15 protein-coding genes are annotated in these 22,122 nt (G+C 69.8%); 8 read left to right on the top strand and 7 right to left on the bottom strand.

From position 1 onward, the window contains the following. Positions 1–9: 9 nt before the first annotated feature. From QMX80_RS00750 to QMX80_RS00720, 7 genes are all read right to left on the bottom strand, one after another. Positions 10–651 carry a peptidoglycan-binding protein gene (locus tag QMX80_RS00750; RefSeq protein ID WP_282274614.1) on the bottom strand — a complete coding sequence of 214 codons (642 nt, stop codon included), beginning with the start codon at positions 649–651 and terminating at the stop codon, positions 10–12. Beyond that, positions 648–2,939, bottom strand: a complete 2,292-nt coding sequence (tssI, locus tag QMX80_RS00745) for a type VI secretion system tip protein TssI/VgrG (protein ID WP_282274613.1) — start codon at positions 2,937–2,939, stop codon at positions 648–650. Before tssI ends, QMX80_RS00750 begins: the two co-directional genes overlap by 4 nt. Positions 2,940–3,047: 108 nt before the next feature. Next, complete coding sequence (tssH, locus tag QMX80_RS00740; RefSeq protein WP_282274612.1) at positions 3,048–5,708, bottom strand: type VI secretion system ATPase TssH; 2,661 nt, start codon at positions 5,706–5,708, stop codon at positions 3,048–3,050. Positions 5,709–5,718: 10 nt separating this feature from the next. After that, positions 5,719–6,804, bottom strand: a complete 1,086-nt coding sequence (tssG, locus tag QMX80_RS00735; protein WP_282274611.1) for a type VI secretion system baseplate subunit TssG — start codon at positions 6,802–6,804, stop codon at positions 5,719–5,721. A 2-nt stretch (positions 6,805–6,806) separates the two neighbouring features. Beyond that, positions 6,807–8,633: a type VI secretion system baseplate subunit TssF gene (gene tssF, locus QMX80_RS00730; RefSeq protein ID WP_282274610.1), complete on the bottom strand. Its 1,827-nt coding sequence runs from the start codon at positions 8,631–8,633 to the stop codon at positions 6,807–6,809. Positions 8,634–8,755: 122 nt separating this feature from the next. Then, on the bottom strand, positions 8,756–9,787 hold the full coding sequence (gene phnD / locus QMX80_RS00725; protein WP_273080042.1) for a phosphate/phosphite/phosphonate ABC transporter substrate-binding protein: 1,032 nt from the start codon (positions 9,785–9,787) through the stop codon (positions 8,756–8,758). Positions 9,788–9,864: 77 nt separating this feature from the next. Further along, positions 9,865–10,530: a response regulator transcription factor gene (locus QMX80_RS00720; RefSeq protein WP_282274608.1), complete on the bottom strand. Its 666-nt coding sequence runs from the start codon at positions 10,528–10,530 to the stop codon at positions 9,865–9,867. Between the two features lie 376 nt (positions 10,531–10,906). On the opposite strand from QMX80_RS00720, the gene QMX80_RS00715 reads away from it, so the two are divergent. The 8 genes from QMX80_RS00715 to QMX80_RS00680 all read left to right on the top strand — a co-directional run bounded on the left by QMX80_RS00715 (position 10,907) and on the right by QMX80_RS00680 (position 22,073). Continuing rightward, positions 10,907–11,839, top strand: a complete 933-nt coding sequence (locus QMX80_RS00715; RefSeq protein ID WP_282274607.1) for a TraB/GumN family protein — start codon at positions 10,907–10,909, stop codon at positions 11,837–11,839. Next, on the top strand, positions 11,836–13,269 hold the full coding sequence (tssK, locus tag QMX80_RS00710) for a type VI secretion system baseplate subunit TssK (protein WP_282274605.1): 1,434 nt from the start codon (positions 11,836–11,838) through the stop codon (positions 13,267–13,269). The genes QMX80_RS00715 and tssK overlap by 4 nt, the downstream gene beginning before the upstream one ends. A gap of 32 nt (positions 13,270–13,301) precedes the next feature. Further along, positions 13,302–14,642: a DotU family type IV/VI secretion system protein gene (locus QMX80_RS00705; RefSeq protein WP_282274603.1), complete on the top strand. Its 1,341-nt coding sequence runs from the start codon at positions 13,302–13,304 to the stop codon at positions 14,640–14,642. Further along, complete coding sequence (locus QMX80_RS00700; protein ID WP_282274602.1) at positions 14,639–18,193, top strand: type VI secretion system protein; 3,555 nt, start codon at positions 14,639–14,641, stop codon at positions 18,191–18,193. Before QMX80_RS00705 ends, QMX80_RS00700 begins: the two co-directional genes overlap by 4 nt. A 20-nt stretch (positions 18,194–18,213) precedes the next feature. After that, positions 18,214–19,299, top strand: coding sequence for a type VI secretion system protein TssA (tssA, locus tag QMX80_RS00695; RefSeq protein WP_282274601.1), 1,086 nt, complete (start codon positions 18,214–18,216; stop codon positions 19,297–19,299). Positions 19,300–19,461: 162 nt separating this feature from the next. Then, positions 19,462–19,980, top strand: coding sequence for a type VI secretion system contractile sheath small subunit (tssB, locus tag QMX80_RS00690; RefSeq protein WP_055769873.1), 519 nt, complete (start codon positions 19,462–19,464; stop codon positions 19,978–19,980). A gap of 55 nt (positions 19,981–20,035) precedes the next feature. After that, entirely contained in the window at positions 20,036–21,517 is a 1,482-nt protein-coding gene (tssC, locus tag QMX80_RS00685) for a type VI secretion system contractile sheath large subunit (RefSeq protein WP_282274598.1), read from the top strand. 67 nt (positions 21,518–21,584) lie between these two features. After that, complete coding sequence (locus QMX80_RS00680; RefSeq protein WP_055769877.1) at positions 21,585–22,073, top strand: type VI secretion system tube protein Hcp; 489 nt, start codon at positions 21,585–21,587, stop codon at positions 22,071–22,073. The last annotated feature ends 49 nt before the right edge of the window (positions 22,074–22,122 follow it).

The following is a 22,122-nucleotide window of genomic DNA, read 5'->3' as shown; positions in this document are numbered from 1 at the left end:
TCGTCCGGCTCAGACGTGCAGGTCGCGCAGGGCGTCGCGGGTAGGCCCGTCCATCTCGCCGCTCTGCTGCAGGCCATTCTCGGCCTGGAACCGCAGCAGCGCCGCGCGGGTGCCCGCGCCCGCCTGTCCGTCCTCGCCTCCGCAGTCGTAGCCCAGGTTGAGCAGGCGCTGCTGCACGCCGCGCGGTTCTTCGACCGGTTCCAGCAGGCCGATGGTCAGCGGGTACTGTTCGCGACCCTCGTTGAGCGTGAGCATGGCGGTGGCGACCTCGCCGGGGATCGGCTGGTCGATGCGTCCCTGTCCGTCGGTGCTGCCGGTGATGACCGTATCGGCGAACACCAGAGTGTAGGGTTCGTTCCCGCGCGGCTCGCCCATGCTGGTCAGCTGCAGCTTCAGGCGCGTCGGCTCGCCCTTGCGCCTGAAGCTGTGGCGGGCATCGGTGGCGCGCGCCTCCTGGCGCCGGCCCTTGGGCGGCAGGAACACCTTGTCGCCGGCCACCAGCTGGTTGGGATTGGGCCGCTGCGACCGGATCCGGCTGTTGTTGCCGTGCTCCCACAGCGTCTTCCACAGGTAGCCGTTCTTCTTGGCGATGGCGGCGATGCCCTCGCCGGCCGATACCGTGTGCCACGCCCCCTGGTCGGACCCGCTCATGCCGGCTCCCATGCTTTTTCGTCCAGATCCGGAAAGGTGACCTGGCAGTCGCCCGGGTCGAGGCCCGCCACCCGGTAGACGCCCTTGTCGTTGGTGGTGCCGGTGCTGACGCTGCCGTCGGGCAGTTCCACCCGCACCATTTCACCGGGCACGGGCCTGCCCGCCTCGTCCAGCAGCTCGACCTCGATCCAGTGGGTCTTGGCCGGGTCGGGCTTGTGGTCCGGCAGGGTTTCCGGCGGGCGGCCACCGCGCACCTGGCCCAGCGGTCCGGTCTCCATCGACTTGCCGGCCAGGGCGGTGAGCGCGGCGGACGGTGCCAGCGCCGCCAGCGGTGCGACCAGCGCGCCGGCCTTGCCGGACTGCTGCGCGCCACCGCTGTTGATCTTGGTCATCGGTCCCTGGATATCCACGCCGGCGGCGCTGATCGCGATGAAGCTGCCGCCGACCTTCAGGGTGATGTTGCTGCCGGCCTCGAGCACCAGGTTGGCGCCGGCCTTGAGGTAGAGGTTGCCCGCGGCCTGGTGGCTGGAATCGGCGTTGACCGCCACGTTGTGCGCCGCCCCGACGCTCAGCGACAGCGAGTCGGCGATCCTGACCGCCTGCTTGCCATCGACCTTGAGCGAGTCGTCGCGGACGATCTCGGTGATGCGGTCGCGCTCGACCCGGTTGCTGTGGTCGCGCCGGGTGGTTTCCAGCCGGTCGCGCTCCACGGTCAGGCTGCGGTCGTTGCCGACAAACTCGCGGCGGTCGTTGCGCGTGCGTAGATCGACATCTTTCTGCGCGTGCACGAACAGCTGCTCTTCGCCCTTCCTGTCCTCGAAGCGCAACTCGTTGAAGCCATCGCCGCCCTTGGAAGAGCTGCTTTTCAATGCGGTCCGGGTCGCTTCTGCAGGCAGCGCGTACGGCGGGGTGTTGGCGCCGTTGTACACGCAACCGGTGACCAGCGGCGCGTCCGGGTCGCCCTCGATGAAATCGACCACCACCTCCATCCCGACGCGCGGGATGAACAGCGCGCCCCAACCGCGCCCTGCCCACATCTGTGCGACCCGCAGCCAGCACGAGCTCTTGTCGTCACGCTGGCCGCGCCGGTCCCAGTGGAACTGCACCTTGATGCGGCCATGTTCGTCGCAGTGGATATCCTCGCCCGCCGGGCCGACCACCATGGCCGTCTGCGGGCCGGGCATCGTCGGCCGCGGCGTGCGCAGCGGCGCGCGCCAGGGGGTGTCGTGCGGGATGACGGTGAAGGTGTTGGTGTAGCGCGCGTTCCCCTCGACCAGGTTGTTGCGGCCCCGGTGCTGCACGCTGACCACCAGGTAATCGCGGTTGAGCGCGTCGTCGGGGTGGTCGCTCAGCCCGAACACATAACCGGGCGACATCATCCGCGCGTTGCCGGTGCCCTGCAGCGTGTCGTGGTCGGTTTCCTCGATCTCTACCAGCAGCTTGGCCAAGCGGTCGCCGGCATCCTGTTCGGTGTAGTGCAGCGGCGGGTGCACGAAGCGCTCCAGGCTGCGGTTGTCGCCCATCTCCAGCACCGATTCCATCGACGATTCCAGCAGCGTGGCCGGCCGCTTGAAATCGAAGTCGCGCAGTGTCACGCGCCCGCTGCGCAGGTGTTCGCGGCGGGTCAGGGTCAGCAGCAGGTCGTCGTCGTCCTTCTCCACGTCGCTGGCCGCCAGCGCGAAGCGCAGCTCCCTGGGCCGCATCTCCGGATTGCGGTCGCGGTTGTCGGTGAACACCCACACTTCGGCCTCGGCTTCGTGCCGGAAGAAATAATGGATGCCCGACGCTTCCAGCAGGCGCGAAAGGAAGGCGAAGGTGGTCTCGCGGTACTGCACGCAGTATTCCAGCGGCGGGTAGCGTTCGTTGAGCTGGAAATCGAAATCGGCCAGGCCGAACTCGCCCAGTATCTGTTCGGCGATCTCCACCACCGACAACTGCTGGAAGATGCGGCTGTCCTCGTGCAGCTGCAGTTGCCATACCCACGGCACCATCTGCGCCTGGTAGACGGTAGCCTCGTCGTCGCCGCCCAGCTGGCGCACGCCGGTACGGCCGAAGGCGACGACCACGCCGGTCCAGAAGCGCCTGTCGTCCAGCGTCTCCAGCTCCAGCCGGACGCGCTTGCCGATGATCGCCGCCGGCTCGATGGCATCGTCCAGCGACATCAGCGTGAGGTTGAACTCGAACAGCTGCGACAGGCCTTCGCTGCCCTCCACCGCATGCACCAGCAGGGCATCCTCGCCGAGCGGGCTGACCAGGTTGTAGGCGCGGTGGGCGGTGCTGAAAGGCATGGCGGCTCGGTCACCGGGTGGCGGCCGGCACATGCTCGCGCGTGGGCCGGTGGCGGCGGTATCGGCCAGACGGGTTAGCCCGATGGTGGGAGGACGGCGGCCCTGGCCTCATTCCAGCGCATAGGCGAAACGCCCGTCGTCGCCGACGCTGACGTGGATGCTGCCGAAGCTCCGGCCCTGGCCCATGCGCACCAGCACCTCGCCGGCCACTTCCGGCAGCAGGCTGCCGGTGAGGATGTGGTCGATATTGCGCGCGCCCGAATCCACCTCGGTGCAGCGGGCGGCCACCGCGTCCACCAGTGCCTCGTCGTAGTCGAGGCGGGCGTTGTGGCTGGCCTGGATGCGGCGGGCGATCTTGCCGAGCTTCAGGCGGACGATCCTGCGCATGTTGGCGTCGTCCAGCGGGTAGTACGGGATCACCGTGGTGCGGCCGAGGAAGGCCGGCTTGAACACCGCGTTCAGTTCCGGCTTGAGCAGTTCGTTGAGCGCGGCCACGTCCGGCGGCTCGGGATTGCCGCGGCAGGCGCGCATGATCAGCTCGGTGCCGGCGTTGGAGGTGAGGATGATGATGGTGTTGCGGAAATCGATCTCGCGGCCCTCGCCGTCCTCCATGCGGCCCTTGTCGAACACCTGGAAGAACAGTTCCAGCACGTCGGGATGGGCCTTTTCGATCTCATCCAGCAGCACCACCGAATACGGCTTGCGCCGCACCGCTTCGGTAAGCACGCCGCCTTCGCCGTAGCCGACGTAGCCGGGAGGCGAGCCTTTCAGCGAAGAGACGGTATGCGCCTCCTGGTACTCGCTCATGTTGATGGTGATCATGCTGCGTTCGCCGCCGTACAGCAGCTCGGCCAGCGCGATCGCGGTTTCGGTCTTACCCACGCCGCTGGTGCCGACCAGCAGGAAAACCCCCTTGGGCTTGTCCGGGTCTTCCAGGTTGGCGCGCGAGGTGCGTACGCGCTGGGCGATGGCCTCCAGCGCATGGCCCTGGCCGATCACCCGCTGCTCCAGGTTCTCGCGCAGGTTGAGCACGGTCTGGATTTCGTCGCCGACCATGCGCCCGACCGGGATGCCGGTCCAGCCGGCGACGATCTGCGCCACCGCGTTGGCATCCACCACCGGCAGCACCATCGGGTTCTGGCCCTGCAACTGCGCCAGTTCGGCGCGCAGGGCATCGAGCGCGGCGGTTTTCCCGGCGCGCTCGGCCGCGTCCTCGGGCAGCGCCTCGAGTTCGTCCAGCGCGGCCAGGATGCGCCCGACCAGTTCGCCCTCGCCCCGCCAGCGCAGCTCCAGCGATCGCAGCCGTTCGGCCACGTCGGCCTGTTCGGCGTCGAGTTCGGCCAGGCGCGAGGCATGGTCGGCGCCGCCCGCCGTCTCACGCCGCAGTTGGGTGTGCTCGGCGGCCAGCACTTCGCCGCGCCGGCGCAGGTCCTCGATCTGCGCCGGGGTCGCGCCCTGCCCCACCGCCACGCGCGCGCAGGCGGTGTCGAGCACGCTGACCGCCTTGTCCGGCAGCTGCCGGCCGGCGATGTAGCGCGAAGACAGCTTGACCGCATCGCGCACCGCCTCCTCGAGCACGCGCACGCCATGGTGGGCGGACATGGCCGCGGCCACGCCGCGCAGCATCGCCACCGCGCGCTCGTCGTCCGGCTCTTCGACCTTGATCACCTGGAAGCGCCGGGTCAACGCCGGGTCCTTCTCGAAATATTTCTTGTACTCGCTCCAGGTGGTGGCGGCGATGGTGCGCATCTCGCCGCGCGCCAACGCCGGCTTCAGCAGGTTGGCGGCATCGTTCTGCCCCGCCTGCCCGCCCGCGCCGATCAGCGTATGCGCCTCGTCGATGAACATGATGATCGGCCGGGGGCTGGCCTTGACCTCCTCGATCACGCCTTTCAGGCGGTTCTCGAATTCGCCCTTGACCGATGCGCCGGCCTGCAGCAGCCCCAGGTCCAGCGACAGCACCTCCACCCCCTGCAACGGCGCGGGCACGTCGCCGGCGGCGATGCGCGCGGCCAGTCCTTCGACCACCGCGGTCTTGCCGACGCCAGCCTCGCCGGTGAGGATCGGGTTGTTCTGGCGGCGACGGGTGAGCACGTCGACCATCTGCCGGATTTCGCCGTCGCGGCCCAGCACGGGATCGAGCCTGCCCTCGCGCGCCCTGGCCGTCAGGTTCTGGCAGTACTGGTCCAGATTGGGCGTGGCGCTGGGCGCGCCGCCGGCGCTGCCGGAACCGGGCGCGATGTCCGCGCCGGCGGGGGCGCCAGCGGCGTCGCCCAGGCCGCGCGCCTGCTTCGCCTCCGCCGAAGCGGCGACGATGGCGTGGAAATTCTGCAGCAGCGTTTCCAGGTTGACCGGCGCCAGCACGCCCGCCGCGTCGCCCAGCAGGCGGCGCAGTTCGGCATCGGCCAGCAGCGCGACCAGCAGGTGGCCGCTGCGGATCTTCGATTCGCCGAACTCGATCGACGCCCATCCCCAGCCGCGCTCCAGCAGCAGCGGGATGTGCGCGCTCAGCGCCGGGGTGCGCTGGTTGCCGGCATTCAATCCGTCCAGCGCCTTGCCCAGCGCGCGCTCCAGCGCATCGGCCGGCACCTCGAACTGGCGCAGGATGCGGTGGAGGTCGGTGTTGTCCGCTTCCAGCAGCTTGACCAGCAGGTGTTCGATCTCGACGTCGTAATGGGTCCGCGCCAGGCACAGGCCGGCGGCGCCCTCTATCGCCGAACGGCAGGTGGCATCCAGGCGGGAGACCAGGGAACGCAGGTTCAGTGCCATGACGGGCCTCTCATTGCGTGAAATGGAATTCGCATTCGTCGGCCGGGCGGCCGTGGCGCTGGCCGCGCAGCCAGGTGTTCCAGCCCAGCCGCGGGCGGTCGGGGCCGGCGCCACCCAGCGCCAATGGCGGCACTTCGTCCTCGCGCAGCAGCAGGCCGATGCGCAGGTCCATCGACAGGCCGGTGAGGAAGCGCGCCAGCTCGGCGATGTCGGCCAGCAGCTTCTGGTCGGGCAGCAGGGCCCGGAAGCGCGGGCGGTCCAACGGCCCGACCCGCAGGCGCAGGGTGATCTGGCGATCCCAGTAGCGCGGACCGAGCACGCCTTCGCCCAGGCGCTGGCGCGCCCCGAGGCGGATGCGGTCGCGCGCCGGCGCCGGCTGCCAGGTCCCCGGACAGCTCTCCACCGTCACCGGCGCGCCCACGCACTGCCCGATCACCTGCGACAGCGCCCCCGCGCCGTGGGGCCGCTGCGAGATCAGCCCGGCGAAATAGCCGATGGCCGCCGAGGGCAGCGCGCGCCGGCCCGCTCCTTTCTCCGCCGCCGGCGCGGCGCCCTCTTCCAGCCGTGCCTGCAGGGCCGGCGTGCCCAGGCCGACCAGGTGATGCACGTAGCGCAGGGGCGCGTTGCGGAAGCCGAATTCGCGGCCTATCTCCGGGCGGTACTTGCCCCAGGCCTGCCAGAACAACGACAACGCGCGCTGGTTGAACAGGTCCAGGAAATCCTGGGTGGCGCGCTCGCGGCGCTGCTTCAGCTCGATCAGGTGCTCGGTGTAGTGGCGCGGCAGCACGCCGCTGGGGCCGGTCAGCCCGAGGAAATTGACCCCCATCCGCCAGTCCCCGCCTTCCTGTTCCAGTGATGCCAGTTCGGCCACCGGGAAGGACAGCGAGGCCGGCGTGGCGAACCGCACCGGTCCGGGCCGGCCACCGCCGCCGCGCCCGTCGAAACCGGCGCTGGCATACAGGATGCGTACCGCCTGGAAAAACCCGAATGCCAGCGGATCGGCCTGCAGCCGCTGCAGCGGCGCGGCCGCGGCCTGGCCGGGCAGGGTCTGCTGCCCATCGGCCAGGCCCGTCGCGGCGGGGAGCGCGCCGTCCATGCTCACACCAGCGGCCATGCCCCCGCGCGCGGCGGGAAGCGGGCCAGCTCGCCTTCGCGCTGCAGCGAGCGCACGGTCAGCCGCGTATAGGAGTTGGCGGTGCAGTACAGGCCGAAGAACACGTCCAGCACCCGCGCCAGCACGTAGATGCCGCTGCCGACGTACTGGCTTTCGTCGAAGTCGATCTCGATGTCGGTGCCGCGCACGAAGGCGCGGCGCGGCGGCATGCCGATGGCGGTCAGCGAGGGCGTGCTGCGCACCTGGACGATGCCGGCGATCTGTTTGCGCAGGCTGGCCGAATCGGCGTAGTTGTACAGGCTCAGGATCTCCAGCAGCGCGTCGCGCCCGCCTTCGACGATCGACAGGTGGTTGAGCGCCAGGTGGGAGATCAGCCGCCACTGGTTGGCCAGCCGCATCGGCGCGCGCCAGGTCGGCGTGGGCTTCTTCAACAGGCGCGCCTGGCCGATGGCGCCGCCGCGCTCGACCTGCAGCACGCTCTCCTCGCCGCCGAACGGCAGCTGCGACGGCAGGTCGCGGTTGGTGCAGGTCAGCGACAGCGACAGCGTTTCCACCGCCGGCACGGTGGGGTCCATGTTGCGGTCGACCAGGCTGATCGACAGTTCGGTGCCTTCGTCGTCGGCGCGCAGCGAAGGCTGCCGCTGCCCGTACCAGTGACAGGCGTCCGGGTCGTCGTGCAGGCCGTGGCGCACCGAGTAGAACGGCTCGAACTCGGTGACCTTGCCGGTGTCGCCCTGGCGGGTGAGGCGCCGTACCGAATCCACCGAGTACACCTCCAGTCCCAGCGGGCGGCGCGCATCGGGAATCACCGGGTATTCGTGGCGCTCCTGGGTCAGCCGGATGGGCTCGGCCTGCTGCTTGAACAGGTTGACGATGGGCGTGCAGTTGAGCCTGAAGGTATCGGCGGTGACCGCCTGTTCCAGCCGCGCCAGGCGCTCGGGCCGGCCGAACGCGCCGATCTCCAGCACCAGTTCGGCCTGCTGGCCGAAGCCGGACAGGTCCAGCCCATCGACCTGGAAGAACAGGAATTTCTCGGGCAGCGCGAAGTATTCCTGGATCAGGCGGTAACCGAGGAAGGAGCGCGCGTCGTAGTCGAGCAGCCCTTCGTCCTCGTCGAAGCCCACCGCCCGCAGCGCCGCCGCCGGCAAGGCCACGCTGCGCCCGCTGTGCGGATCGCGCAGCGACACCGCTTCGGTGGCGTTGAGCACGATCTCGTGCAGCGCGTGCGCCAGCGGGCTTTCGCCATCGATGTGGAAACGCAGGCTGCGCAGCGACAGTTTCGCCAGCGGTTCGCTGCCGCTGGCGCGCAGGGCGATGCGCAGCGTCGCCACCCGGCTCGCCGCGCCCAGCGCGAAGGCCGAGCGTTCGGCCGCTTCCAGCTTCGCATCGGCCACCTGTATCGGCCACACCTGCACCGGATAAGCGGTGCGGTAGCGCACCGGCATCCCCTGCACCGGGCGGGTCAGCAGCAGGGTGTCGCGCGGCACTTCCTGCATGGTGGTCAGTTCCACCCCCGGCGCCGGATGCAGCTGCGCGATCGACATCGACGGCACCGGCCGCAGGAAGTGCGGATACAGCACCGACAGCAGCGCCTCGGTGACCTGCGGGAATTCGTCGTCCAGCTTCTTGTGGATGCGCGCGGAGAGAAAGGCGAACGACTCGATCATCCGCTCGACGTGCGGGTCCTCGCAGACCTCGCCTTCCAGCATCAGCTGCGCGGCGATCTTCGGGTAGCGCCCGGCGAACTCGCGCGAGAGCCGGCGCAGGTAGGTGAGTTCGTTCTCGTAATAGGGCAGCAACTCGTCGAGCATGGCTACCTGTCCGGTGGCCCCGGCCTATGCCTGAAGATGGGCCAAGCCTAGGCAGGAGGACGGAGCCCGCCCATTCGCCGGATGGGATAGGCCATGCCGCCAGCGGGCCGGCCGGCAGCCGCTCAGCGTGGCGCGGTGCGCCTGCCGCCCGCTTCCAGGATCGCCTTCCTTTCGGCGAATTCGGCGTTGACCCGGTCGATGCGCGCCTGCCGCGCCGCTTCGTCCACCCAGCGGCCGTCGCGGGTGCGCCGCAGCTCCAGCGAGTGCTCGATCTGCGCGAACGGCAGCAGCACGCTGTCGTTGGCGGCGATGAAACCGGCCAGCTTGTGCACGCGCTGCAGGTGCTCGAGCTGCGCGGCCGCCTGCGCGCTGCGGCCGCGCGCATAGTCCAGCAGGAAACGCCGCACCTGTTCCTTGTCCGCGTCCGGCAGGTCGCGTGCGGTCACCAGTACCGCATGCGGGATCACCGCCGAGGTCCACAGCACCCGCAGCTGCGCGTTCTGCCGCGGGAACCTTTTCGCGAACCGTTCCATGTCGGCGGAATTGTTGCTGCACAGGTCCACTTCGCCGTTGGCCACGGCCAGCGCGTTGTTCTGGTGGTTGTCCACCTTCACGCTCTTGAAGTAGGAATCCGAATTCACCCCGCGGCGGGCGAACAGCTGCGCCTCCGGGGCCAGGTAGCCGGACACGGACACCGCTTCGCCACGCGCATAGCTCCAGCGCTTGCTGCCCGAAAACACCGTCTCCAGATTGGGGATCGGCCCGTCCTTGTGCGCCAGCAGCACCGCGCGGTAACCGGGCGCGCCATCCAGCCGCGCCAGCTGCACGGTCACGTTGGCCTTGCCGGCCAGCACGCTGTCCAGCGCCAGCTTGCCGGAAAGAAAAGCCACGTCCACGCGCCTGTCCAGCACCGCGCGGTACATGCCTTCATAGGTGCTGACCGACACGCCGATCACCGGGCGCTTCAATGCTTTGGACATATCGTCCAGCACCGGCTGCCAGTCCTCGCTGGATTCGGCCGGACCGCCGGTAGGCAGGATGCCGAAGCGCAGGGGCGGCGCGCCGCTGTTCTGGCCGGACGCGGACAGGATGCCCGCCCCCAGGCTGGCCAGCAGGGCAAGGCGGATAAGCGCGCGACGCGACATGGCATCCATGGCCGTGACCGTTCGGGGACCCCGGAGGGACGCCATTATGGGCACGCCCTGTCGCCGCGTCACGCCGCCATCCGCGTTCAGGACTCCACCATGCGCCGGGAGGCCACCACCGCCTCCACCCGGTTGCGCACGTTGAGCGCGCGGAAGATCGCCGCCAGATGGATCTTGACCGTGCCTTCGCTGATGCCCAGGTCGCGGGCGATCAGCTTGTTCGGCTTGCCCTGCGACAGCAGCATCATCACGTCGATCTGGCGGCCGGTCAGGATGCTGCGCAGCGAATCGAGCGAATGGCCGGCTTCCACCGCCGGCGCCATCGCTGCCGGCGGCGTCCAGCCACGCGCCTGCACGCCGGCCAGCAGCATCGGCGGCACATAGACGCCGCCGGAGAGCACCAGGCGGATCGCCGACAGCATCACTTCCGGCGAATAGGCCTTGGGGATGAAGCCGTTGACGCCCAGTTCCAGCAGGACGCGGATCAGGTCCAGGTCCTCGGAGCCGGACAGCACGATCACCGGCGTGTCCGGCAGGCGCTGGCGCATCTGCGCGATGTGCTGGTAGCCGACCGCGCCGGGAATGGCGATGTCCAGCAGCGCCAGGTCCAGCTGTTCGACGCTGGCCGTCGCCCGCGCCAGACCGTCCATGTCCATGGCGACCACGCACTCGATATCGCCACCAAGCTCCATCAATTTGGCTTTCACGCCCTCGACGATGAGGAGGTGGTCGTCGGCAATCAAAACCTTCATGGAATCCTGTCCCCGGGGTGCGGCGGGATGCCGGCGCGGGTCCGGCCGCGTGCCATGCAGTGAACGGGCACGACCATAGTCCGCCGCCCCTGCCTGGGCAATAGCCGATACAGGCCGGATGGCCTAGTCCTCAGGCGATATGGCCGCCGGCATCGGCCAGCAGGAAAGATGCAGCGTCCCGCGACATGCGGCCAGCCCGGTTGCCATGAACCTCCCGCCCCGCCTCCTGACGACTCTTGCGCTTGCCTGCCTGCTGCCGGCAATGGGCGCGCATGTCATGGCCGCGCCGGCGGCACGGGACAGCGCGACGGGCGCGGCCGCCGCTGGGTCGGAGCAGGCGCCCGGCAGGCCCCGCACGCCGCTGCCGCCACCGCCCTTGCCCTCGCCCGCCGGCACCCTGCCCTGGTACGGCGTTCTGTTCCGGGTCACGCCGCCGGCCGCCGCCACAGACATCGCCGCAGACATCGGCAACGACACCGGCAGCGCCGCGCCGGCAGCGGATGCCGTCACCGCGACCGCTGCCGACGCCTCCCCCGCGCAGGGTCGTGCCAACTGGATCCTGGGCACCATCCACTTCGGCAGCGAGACCGAACACGGCATCGACGGCGCACGCCTGCAGCGGCTGGTGGACGCCGCCTCCACCGTGGTCAACGAAGTGGACGTCGACACGCCCATCGATGCGGTGCTGGACGCCTACCGCTGGCTGCCGCCGGAACAGTCGCTGACCTCCCTGATCGGGCCCGAGGGGCTGGCCCGCGCGCATGAGCTGCTGCCGGAGATCGCGCCGGACACCCTGGCGCGGATGAAGCCGTGGCTGGTGCTGGCGCTGCTGGAAGCGCGCGGCGAACGCGTCGGCGAGGACACCATGGACGTGCGCGTGCAGCACCTGGCCGCCGCCGGCGGCCTGCCGCTGGTGCACCTGGAGGACATGCCGGCGCAGTTGCGGGCGCTGGACTGCGTGTCGTCGCAGGAACAGGCGCAGGTACTCGCCGAACGCCTGCGCGCGCCCTCGCAGATGCAGGACGAGTCGGCGCGCGCGCTCGTCTTCTACCACCGCGGCGACCTTTGGGCCTGGCTGGCGGATGTGGACCGCATGTCCGGCCTCGGCGACAGCGCCCGGGCCATCGAACTGCGCGCCCGCCGCTGCCTGATCGAGCAGCGCAATGCGCAGTGGCTGCCGCGGCTGCTGCAGGTGCTGGCGCAAGGCGGAAGCCTGGTCGCGGTGGGCGCGATCCACCTGCCCGGCTATGACGGACTGCTGGCCGCCCTGCTGCGCGCCGGCTATCGCGTGGAGGCGCAACCCCTGTGAGCACGACCATCACCCCGGCCACGCCCGGCGAACGCCAGGTCTTCTGGGGCCAGGGCGCATTCCTCAGCCCGCAGCACCTGCAGGCGCAGGACGCCTGGCATCTGGCGATGCGCCAGCACCTGCATGCGCGCCTGTCGCCGCACCCCTGGGGCTTCGAACGCCTGCAGCTGCGCGAGGCCGCGCTGGGCGAGGGCATCGTGGACATCGAGCAGCTGCTGCTGCATACCCGCGACGGCGAACGCCTGCACGGCGGTTCGGCGGTGGCCACCGGCAACGCCCGCATACCGCAGCGGTCGCTGGCCGAGCTGGTCCCGCGCGACGCCAACCCGATCGGCCTGTGGCTGGTGCTCAACCGCGAACGCACGCTGCAGGGCATGGGCAACGGCGGGCGCCTGGGCGAACGCCACGCGCTGGGCAGCGACAGCATCGCCGATCCCTACGACCCGGCGGCGCCGGCGGTGGACGTGGATTTCCTGCTGTACCAGCCGGGCATCGTCACCTCGCTGGACGAGAACGCGCAGGTGCTGGTGCGCTCGGGGGATGCCTACCGGTTCGCCGAGATAATGCCGTTGTCGCCGGGCAAGTTCCGCCTGTCGCAGGACTACGTGCCGCCGCTGCTGGCCCTGGACGCATCGACCAACCTGTCGCGCTGGACCCGCGCACTGCGCGACCTGCTGGTGTCGCGCGGGCAGGATTTCGCCGCCAGCAAGCGCCAGCGCGGCATCCGCGCCGCTTCCACCAGCGCGCAGGAAGTGATGCGCGTGCTGATGATGCAGACCTTCGCCCGCTGGATGCCGGTGCTGGACGAACATGTGCGCCTGGGCAGCGTGCCGGCCTATCCGCTGTACCAGCAACTGCGCACGCTGGTGGCCGAGTTCTCGGTATTCTCCGAGGACATCGGCTATTTCGGCGGGCTGGCGTCCAACCCGATCGAAACCGCCTTGCCGGACTACGACCACGAAGACCTGCGGCGCTGCTTCCGCCTCGCCTTCGAGCGCGCCGAGGCGCTGATCAAGGCGTTGACCGTCGGCGCCGAGGTCGGCATCACCCTGGCCTGGGACGGCCGCTTCTACAAGGCGGACCTGCCGGCGTCGCTGTTCGAGTCGGACAAGACCCGCTTCTACCTGACGATCGAATCGGACGTGCGCGGGCAGGAACTCTTCACCCGCCTGTCGCGCACCGCCAAGATCGCCTCGATGGACGAGATGCCGCGCCTGCTGCAGGCCGCACTGTTCGGCCTGAAGATCGACCTGCTGCCGGTGCCGCCGGAAGAGCTGCCGCAGAAGACGCCCAACACCACCTACTTCCAGGTCGATACCACGCACCCGTTCTGGCAGATGATCAGGAACGCGCGCAACCTGGCGGTGTTCTCCGACCTGTCGCCGGAAGACACCGTCATCAAGCTGTTCCCGGTGGGAGCCGACGAATGAACACCCGCGCGCACGGCGGGGGGCGCTGAACCGTGGCCCGCCTCGTCCATCATTTCGCCCCGCTGTTCTCCTTCGGTCTGGCGCTGGAGGAGAAGATCGCGGCCAATGCCGCCGACGAGCAGCCGCAGGCGATCATCGAGCACGCGCGCGACCTGCTGGAGCGCGCGCGCGGCTCGGCCAGCGCCGGCGGCAAGCGCCCGGAACAGATCGAGGAAGCCAGCTTCGCGGTGGTCGCCTGGTTCGACGAGATCATGGCCCGCAACCCGGCCTGGCTGACCGCGCACATCACCCCGCTGCAGATCACCCTGTTCAACACCAACAACGCCGGCAACGAGTTCTTCACCCACCTGTCCAACCTCAAGGCCGAACAGGACGAAGTGCGCGAGGTCTTCTACCAGACCCTGCTGCTGGGTTTCGTCGGCCAGTACTACTACGAGAACGGCGACAGCGGCGAACTGGGCCGCTTGAAGGAACTGCATGCCCGCCAGCTGCCGGTGCCGCCGGCCCCGATCCACACCCTGCGCGAGGAACGGATCACGCCGCAGCCCTACGCCAGCCAGGCGCCTGCCGGCCCCCGCTATCCGCGGCAATGGGACGGCCTGCTGCTGAAGGCTGGTCTGGTAGTGGCGCTGCTGATCCCGCTGCTCTACCTGGGCTATCTGCTGGTCGCCGCGCCCAGGGTGGAAGGCCCGACCGTGCAGGAGCTGGTCGACCGGCAGATCGCCGGTTTCCCCTGCTCTGACCTGTCGGCGACGGTGGCCGGGGACGGGCGGACGCGGGTGACCGGCCATGTCTCGCGCGCCGAGGACCTGGCCGCGCTCAAGGAGCGGGTCGCGGCGGTCAAGGGCGTGCGCGATGCCGGCTTCGACGTGCAGCTGCGCATCTGGCCGCACTGCGAGGTGACGCGCATCGTCAAGCCGCTGTACGCGCGCAACCACGACCTGAAGAGCGGCCTGTCGGTCACCCCGAGCGCCGGCCACACCGCGCGCTTCACCGATGGCGAGAATGTCACCGCCCGCCTGGTGCAGGGCAATGCCGACGGCTACCTGTACGTGGACTACTTCACCGTCAACGGCCAGGTGGCGCACATGTATCCGAACGCGCGCGAAGGCGACCGTGGCCTGGTGCCCGCCGGCACCCCGTTCGATGTCGGCGGCGCGGTGGCGTGGGAGGTGTCCGCGCCCTATGGGCAGGAGCTGATCCTGGTGATTTCCTCGCCCACGCCGCTGTATGCGCCGGAACAGGCGCCGACCGAAATGATCGAACCGGCCCGCGACTACCTGCCGCGGCTGGAGCAGATGCTCAAGGCCCACGGCGACGCCCGTGCGATGAGCGCCGACTACATGTTCATGCAGACGGAGCCCGCGCCATGAACCTGCCCAATCCGCTCGCTCCGCTGCTCGCCCTGTTCCGCCGCGCCAAGCCGCTGGCCGATGGCGCCGCCGCGGGCGCGAAAAAGCCGTGGCTGCCGCGCTTGCTGCTGGCCATGCTGGCGCTGGCCGTGCTGGTTGGCGGCACCCTCGTGCTGGTCCAGCTGCTGCCGCAGCTGCCGGCGCGGTTCTGGCAGCTGCTGGGCATCTGCCTGATCGCCGCCGCACTGATCTGGTGGTTCGCCGCCGGCCGGCGCCGCTTCTCCCTGCAGGGACGCGCGCGCAAGCGCATCGGCGATCTCGGCCCCGGCAATGCCGACGACGAACGCGAACCGCTGGCGCGGATGCAGGCCGCCATCGCCGAGGCCAAGCGCACCATCGCCCGCTCGCCGGAAATGGACAAGGGCCGCGACCCGCTGTACCGGGTGCCATGGATGCTGGTGATCGGCGACGACGACGCCGACACCTCCGGCCTGCTGCGCGCGGCCGCCGACGTCTCGCCGTTCCCCGCACCGGCGGCGGACCCCGGAGCGGTGTGGCAGTGGTGGTTCTTCAAGAACCTGATCGCCATCCAGATGCATCCGCGCATCGTCTGCGAACCGGGCGCGCGGCTGGAACGCGGGCTGTGGTACCAGGCGTTGATGCAGCTGGCCGGCGAGCGCGCGCAACTGCCGCTCAACGGCATCGTGCTGGCGGTGTCGATCCAGTCGCTGCTCGGCCCGGCCGATGCGCTCAAGTCCACCGCCACGCGCCTGCGCCGGCTGGTGGACGAAGCCATGGAACACCTGCAGGTGCGGGTGCCGGTCTATATCGCCGTCACCGGGCTGGAACGCCTGCGCGGCTATCCGCAACTGCGCGCCACCCTGCCCGCCGAGGCCTTCGCCCAGGCGCTGGGCCATGTGCTGGAACCGGCAGGCGCGAACGCCAACGCCCTGCCCGGCCTGCTGACCCCGCTGCTCGACCGCCTGCACGCCCTGGGCCTGACCGCCCTGCGCGGCCAGTCCACCCCGGCGCAGCGGCGCGGCATCTTCGAGTTCTTCGACGCCATCCGCCGCGCCTCTTCCGGCCTGAACCTGCTGGTCACCCTGCTGCTGGAAGACAACACGTTCCAGCGCACGCCCAGCTGGCGCGGGCTCTACTTCGCCGGCAGCGCCGACAGCGCCAACCCCGGCGGCGCATTCGTGGCCGACCTGTTCACCCGCTTCCTGCCGGGCGACCAGCCGCTGGCCGGCAGCTCGCTGCGCGGCAATGCCGGACGCATGGCGGTGGCCTCGGCCGGCGTGGCCGCGCTGCTGGGATTCAGCGTGTACCTCGCCTACGGCCTGTCCACCGCGCGCCGCGACGACACCCGCCTGCTGGCCAGCACCCACAGCGCCTGCCGGGAGATGGAAGACCGGCTGGGCAATGCCCGCATCGAATGGGTGGCCAGCTGCGGACGCACCATCGAGCAGCTCGAATCCGCGGCCGACAAGACCCTGCTCGGTTTCGGCATCCGCCGCGCCGACCGCGACATCGGCACGCTCCGCCAGCGCGTCACCGAGGATTTCGCCAACCTGATCCTGGCGCCCTACGACCAGATGCTGGGCCAGGACATCGAACAGGGCCAAGCCGGCCTGGAACACGCGCTGGCCATCGCCCAGCGCCTGCGCATGCTGGAACACTGCCGCGGTTCCAGCCGCTGGTGCCTGCAGCACGAGGCCGGCGGGAACCTCGCCTTCGACGCGCGCTCGCGCCTGTTCGCCCCGTTCGTCAGCGCCGACCACGACACCGCGCGCGACCACGACAACGGCATGGCGCTGTTCGGCGCCTACCTGGGCTATCTGCGCTGGCAAAAAAAAAAGACGCTGGACGATGAGCGCGACCGCCTGCGCGGCCAGCTCGCCCGGCTGATGCAGTCGACGCAGGCCGTCGCCCCCGGCCAGTTGAAGAGCTGGTCGCAGGCGCGCGGCGGCGGCTTCACCCTGGCCGACTGGTGGCTGCCCGCCGGCGCCCTGGTCGGCACCGATACCGCACTGCCCGCGATACCGGCGGCCTACACCCGGCCGGCCTGGGAGAACGTGGTGGAGCCCTTTCTCGACACCCTGCCCGACGCCGGCGTGGCGCGGGAACGCATAGACGCGCTGCGCGGGCAGTACTTCACCGACTACTTCGCCGCCTGGGGCGGCCTGCAGGCGCATTTCGGCGACGGCCTGGCGCTGTGGAAGGGGCGCGAGGACGATCTGCTCAAGCGCGCCGCCGGCAACGACAACCCCTATGCCCTGTACTTCGCCCGCCTGGACGAACAGGTCTACGGACTGCCGCTGGCGCTGCCCGTGGGCCTGCGCTGGAGCCAGTGCTGGGCGCAGATGAAATCGCGCTGGCTGACCTCGTGGCGGCCCCTGTCCGGCTTCATCGGCGACAGTCTCGCCCTGTGGCGCACCCGCATCGAACCGCCGCCGTGGGTGCCGGCGCTGCGCGCCACCCGGCTGCAGATGCTGGCCCCGCAGGCGCCGGCGTTCGCCCAGGCCTGGCTGCGCCTGCAGGGCCCCGGCGCCGGGCAGGATGCCTGGCATATCGCCAGCGAGCTGTTCGCCGGCCACGGCAACAGCGACAAGCCGCCGGCCGACGACTACGCGCGCCTGCTCGCCGCCACCGACAAGCCGCCGGAAGGCCACGGCGAGAACTTCAGCCCGCAGGACCAGGCGGCCTGGGCGATCGCACGCGGACCGGCGCGCCTGTTGTGGCAGGCGACGGCGACGATGGCCGCCCGGACCCTGCAGCAGCGCTGGCAGGAAACCGTCTTCCAACCGCTGGCCGCCTTGCCGCCGGAGGCCCGCCAGGGCGCCCTGCTGGGGCCGCATGGCAAGCTCGAAGCCTTCGTCGGCGACTGGCTCAAGCCCTTCGTCAGCGAACGCGAGCGCACCCCGGTCAGCGTGGCCGGCGTGACGATGCCGCTGGCTCCGGCCTTCGTCGCCCTGATCGCCTCCGGCCAGGCCGGCCCGCCCAGCGACGCGCCGGTGCCGGCCGGCACCTTCACCCTGGACAGTCCATCGGACCTGTCGCCCCTGGAGGAAGGGGCGCAGGGCACCGTCTTCGAACTGGCCTGCGGCGGGCAGACCAGCAGCATCGGCAGCCGCGGCGAATCGCTCAGCGATGCGCAGATGCAGCCGCAATGGTCGGCGCAGACCTGCGCCGAGGCGCGCATCCGCATCGCCCTGCCGCCGCTGCCGACGCTGCCCGACGCGATCCCCGCTGCCGCCGACACGCCCGCCGCTCCCGCGCCGCCGGCACCGGTCGTCGGCGACAGCCCGCGGCTGGTGCTGCTGTATCGCGGCAAGGACGGCATGGCGCGCCTGCTGCAGGATTTCGCCGGTGGCAGCCACGCCTTCGGCATGGCCGATTTCCGCAGTTCCTACAGCCCCGGGCAATGGCAGGAACTGCAGCCCCGGCTGGTCGCTGCCGGCTTCCGCCAGGCCCGCGTCTACCTGCGCATCGACGCCTCGCCGCAGCTCCTGCAGGCCGTGTCCGGCGCGGCCGACGCGCCGCGCGAACTGCCGGGGCAGATCATCGACTGACCTTTCCACGGAGCATGCCCATGGCCCTCGACGTCAACCTGCTGCTGGCCCCGATCAGCGCCGACTCGCCCTGCGGCGAGGACGCCAGCTTCTCGGACCTGTTCGACCGCATCCGCGAAGCGCGCCGCTTCGACGACCCCGGCCTGTCGCAGGGCGACTGGGCCACCGAACTGAAGACCGCCGACTGGCGCAGCGCGCTGGATCTGTCGATCAAGGTGCTCACCACCGTCAGCAAGGATCTGCAGGCCGCCGGCTGGCTGACCGAAGCCGCCATCAACCGCCTGGGGCTGGAAGGCGCGCGCGACGGGCTGAGCGTGATCGCCGGCCTGCTGGAGCAGTACTGGGACGGCCTGTATCCGGAACTGGACGGCGACGACGCCGACGAGCGCGCCGGCAAGATCGCCTGGCTCAACACCAATCTCGCCGCCGCCCTGCAGGCCATGCCGCTCACCGCCGACGGCGCCGCGCCGCTCAACCTCAACGACTGGCAGAGCTCGCGCGAAGTGGACAACCTGCAGCGCCAGAACAACGACGCCTGGCAGGCCGCGCTGGCCGAAGGCAAGGCCAGCGGCGAAGCCTTCGATGCCGCCATCGCCGCCACGCCCGATGCCGTACTGAGCGAACGCCTGGCCGCCAGCAACGCCGCCAGCGCCGCCCTGCAGCGCCTCAAGGCCACCGCCGACGAACGCCTGGGCCGGGCCTCGCCCAGCCTCGCCGCCATCGACGCCGCGCTCAAGCGCATCGGCCAGGTGCTGCTGAAGGCCGCCCAGGCCAAGGGCCTGGCTCCGGCCGCGGAGGCCGGCCTGGCGCCCGCCGCCGACATCGGCGGCGATGCCGCCGCGCCGCGTGCCGCCACCCCCGGAAATGGCGGCGGCACGCTCGACCTGTCCGGCAACAACGCCGCCAGCAAACAGGCCGCCCTGAAAGCGCTTGGCGAGATCGCCGGCTACTTCCGCCGCACCGAACCGCATAGTCCCGTCTCCACCCTGCTGGACCAGGCCGTGCGCTGGGCCGACATGCCGCTGGCCGACTTCCTGCAGGAAGTGGTGCGCGACGACAGCGTGCTCAACGCCATCCGCGCCCGCGTCGGCCTGCCGCAGGGGTGACGGGGCCGGCGCCGCTTCGCCGTCCCCGCGCGCCAAAAGGCATATGCCGTTTTCTGGCCTTCCGATGGATTTCCCCCGCATTGCGCACCGCACAGACTCCATTGCGCCTGCCCCGCCGCGCATCGCGCCGGGCGCCGTCCCACCACCACCGGAACCCTCGCCATGGCCAAGGAAAGTACCCAGCACAAGCTCGACCGCGTGCGCGCGCCGCGCGTGCAGCTCACCTATGACGTCGAAGTGGGCGACGCCATCGAGAAGAAGGAGCTGCCGTTCGTCGCCGGGGTGATCGGCGATTTCAGCGGGCAGAGCGAAGTTCCGCAGCCCAAGCTGAAGGACCGCAAGTTCATCAATGTCGACAAGGACAACTTCAACGACGTGTTGAAGGCGATAAAGCCGCGCATCGCCGGGCAGGTGGAGAACACGCTGGCCGGCGATGGCTCGCGGATCGGGGTGGACATCCAGTTCTCCAGCCTGGCCGATTTCGACCCGGAGAACGTGGTGCAGCAGGTCGAGCCGCTGCGCAGGCTGCTGGAAGCGCGGCAGAAGCTGGCCGACCTGCGCAACAAGGCGGCAGGCAACGACCGGTTCGAGGACCTGCTCAACGACGTCCTGCAGAACACCGACAAGATCGCCCAGCTCAGCAGCGAGATCGGCGCGGGAAAAACCTCCGCCCCGGAGTGACGCTCGACCGGCACCGTCGCCCCCGTTTCCTCCAGCAACCGCGAGTACCCAGCCCATGGCCAGCACCCAGACCGCTACCGCGAGCGCCGGCGCACAAGCCGGCGAGAGCAGCCTGTTCGACCAGATACTGTCGCAGAGCCGGATCGCCAAGACCGATTCGGAGAAGGACCGCGCCCGCGACCTGATGGCCGAGCTGGTCAACCAGGTGACCGAAGGCGCGCTGGTGGTGTCCAAGGACGCCATTTCGTCGCTGGACGCCCGCATCGCCGATATCGACAAGCTCATCTCCGACCAGCTCTCGGCCATCATGCACATGGCCGACTTCCAGCAGATGGAAGGCAGCTGGCGCGGGCTCAAGTACCTGGTGGACAACTCCGAGACCAGCACCACGCTGAAGATCAAGCTCTTCAACGTGACCAAGAAGGAACTGGTCAAGGATTTCAGGAACGCCTCGGATTTCGACCAGAGCCAGGTGTTCAAGAAGATCTACGAGGAGGAATACGGCACGTTCGGCGGCTCGCCCTTCGCCACCCTGATCGGCGATTTCGAGTTCGGCCGCAACCCCGAGGACATCTACCTGCTGGGCGAGATGTCGCACGTGGCCGCCGCCGCGCACGCGCCGTTCCTGTCCGCCGCCTCGCCGGAGCTGATGGGTTTCGAGAGCTTCACCGAGCTGTCCGGCCCGCGCGACCTGGCCAAGATCTTCGACACGGTCGAGTACGCCAAGTGGAAATCGTTCCGCCAGAGCGAGGATTCGCGCTACGTCGGCCTGGCGATGCCGCGCGTGCTCGGGCGCCTGCCCTACGGTCCGGACACCACGCCGGTGGAAGCGTTCAACTTCGTCGAATCGGTATCCGGTAAGGAGCACGACCGCTACCTGTGGATGAACGCCGCCTACGCGCTGGGCAGCAAGATCACCGACGCCTTCGCCAAGTACGGCTGGACCGCGGCGATCCGCGGCGTCGAAGGCGGCGGCCTGGTCGAGGGCCTGCCGGCGCATACCTTCGCCACCGACGACGGCGAGGTGGCGCTGAAATGCCCCACCGAGATCGCCATCACCGACCGCCGCGAGAAGGAACTGGCCGACCTGGGCATGGTTCCGCTCGTGCACTGCAAGAACACCGACTACGCCGCGTTCTTCTCCACCCAGTCGGTGCAGAGGGCCAAGGAATACAACACCGACGCGGCCAACGCCAATGCGCGGCTGTCCTCGCAGCTGCAGTACATCTTCGCGGTCAGCCGCATCGCCCATTACCTGAAGGCGATGATGCGCGACAAGGTCGGCAGCTTCGCCTCCAAGTCCAGCGTGGAGCTGTTCCTCAACAACTGGATCACCCAGTACGTACTGCTGGACGACAACGCCAGCCAGTCGGCCAAGGCCAAATACCCCTTGCGCGAAGCGCGCATCGAGGTCGCCGAAATCCCCGGCAAGCCCGGCTGCTTCAAGTCGGTGGCCTTCCTGCGCCCGCACTACCAGCTCGACGAACTGAGCGTTTCGCTGCGCCTGGTCGCCGAACTGCCGCAGTCGGCGCGTTGACGCCCCGCGCCCCGCGCTTCGCCCGCCCCGTTCCACCGCACTTCCGCCACCAGCAAGGAGCCTTCCGATGGCCGCTTCGGACTATCACCTGAAAATCGACGGTATCCCCGGCGAATCCACCGACAGCAAGCACGCCAACGAAATCGATATCACCGCCTTCAGTTGGGGCGTGGTCAACCATGGCAGCACCGGCCAGGGCGGTGGCGGCGGCTCGGGAAAATCCACCGCCAACGACTTCACCTTCAGCAAGCCATGCGACAAGGCCAGCCCGCTGCTGATGGCCGCCGCCGCCACCGGCAAGCACATCCCCAAGGTGGTGCTGAGCGTGCGCAAGGCGTCCGGCCAGGGCGGACAGGCCGATTACCTGGTCATCACCTTCGAGGCGGTGTTCGTCAGCAGCTATTCGACCGCCGCCTCCGGCGATGCGCTGGTGCACGACAGTTTTTCGCTCAACGTCGGCAAGGTCACCTTCGAGTACAAGCCGCAGAACGCCGATGGCACGCTGGGCGGCGTGGTGCCGGCCAACTACGACTGGACCCGCAACGAATCCAAGTAGCGCCCCGCGGCGCATCGATGCGCCCGGCGCCGGCGCGGGTCCGCCCGCT

It is taken from the genome of Stenotrophomonas sp. PS02297, assembly GCF_029959705.1.
Classification (GTDB): domain Bacteria; phylum Pseudomonadota; class Gammaproteobacteria; order Xanthomonadales; family Xanthomonadaceae; genus Stenotrophomonas; species Stenotrophomonas nitritireducens.
Note: the sequence above shows the minus strand (reverse complement) of the source record. Positions and strands in the feature narration are given on the sequence as shown.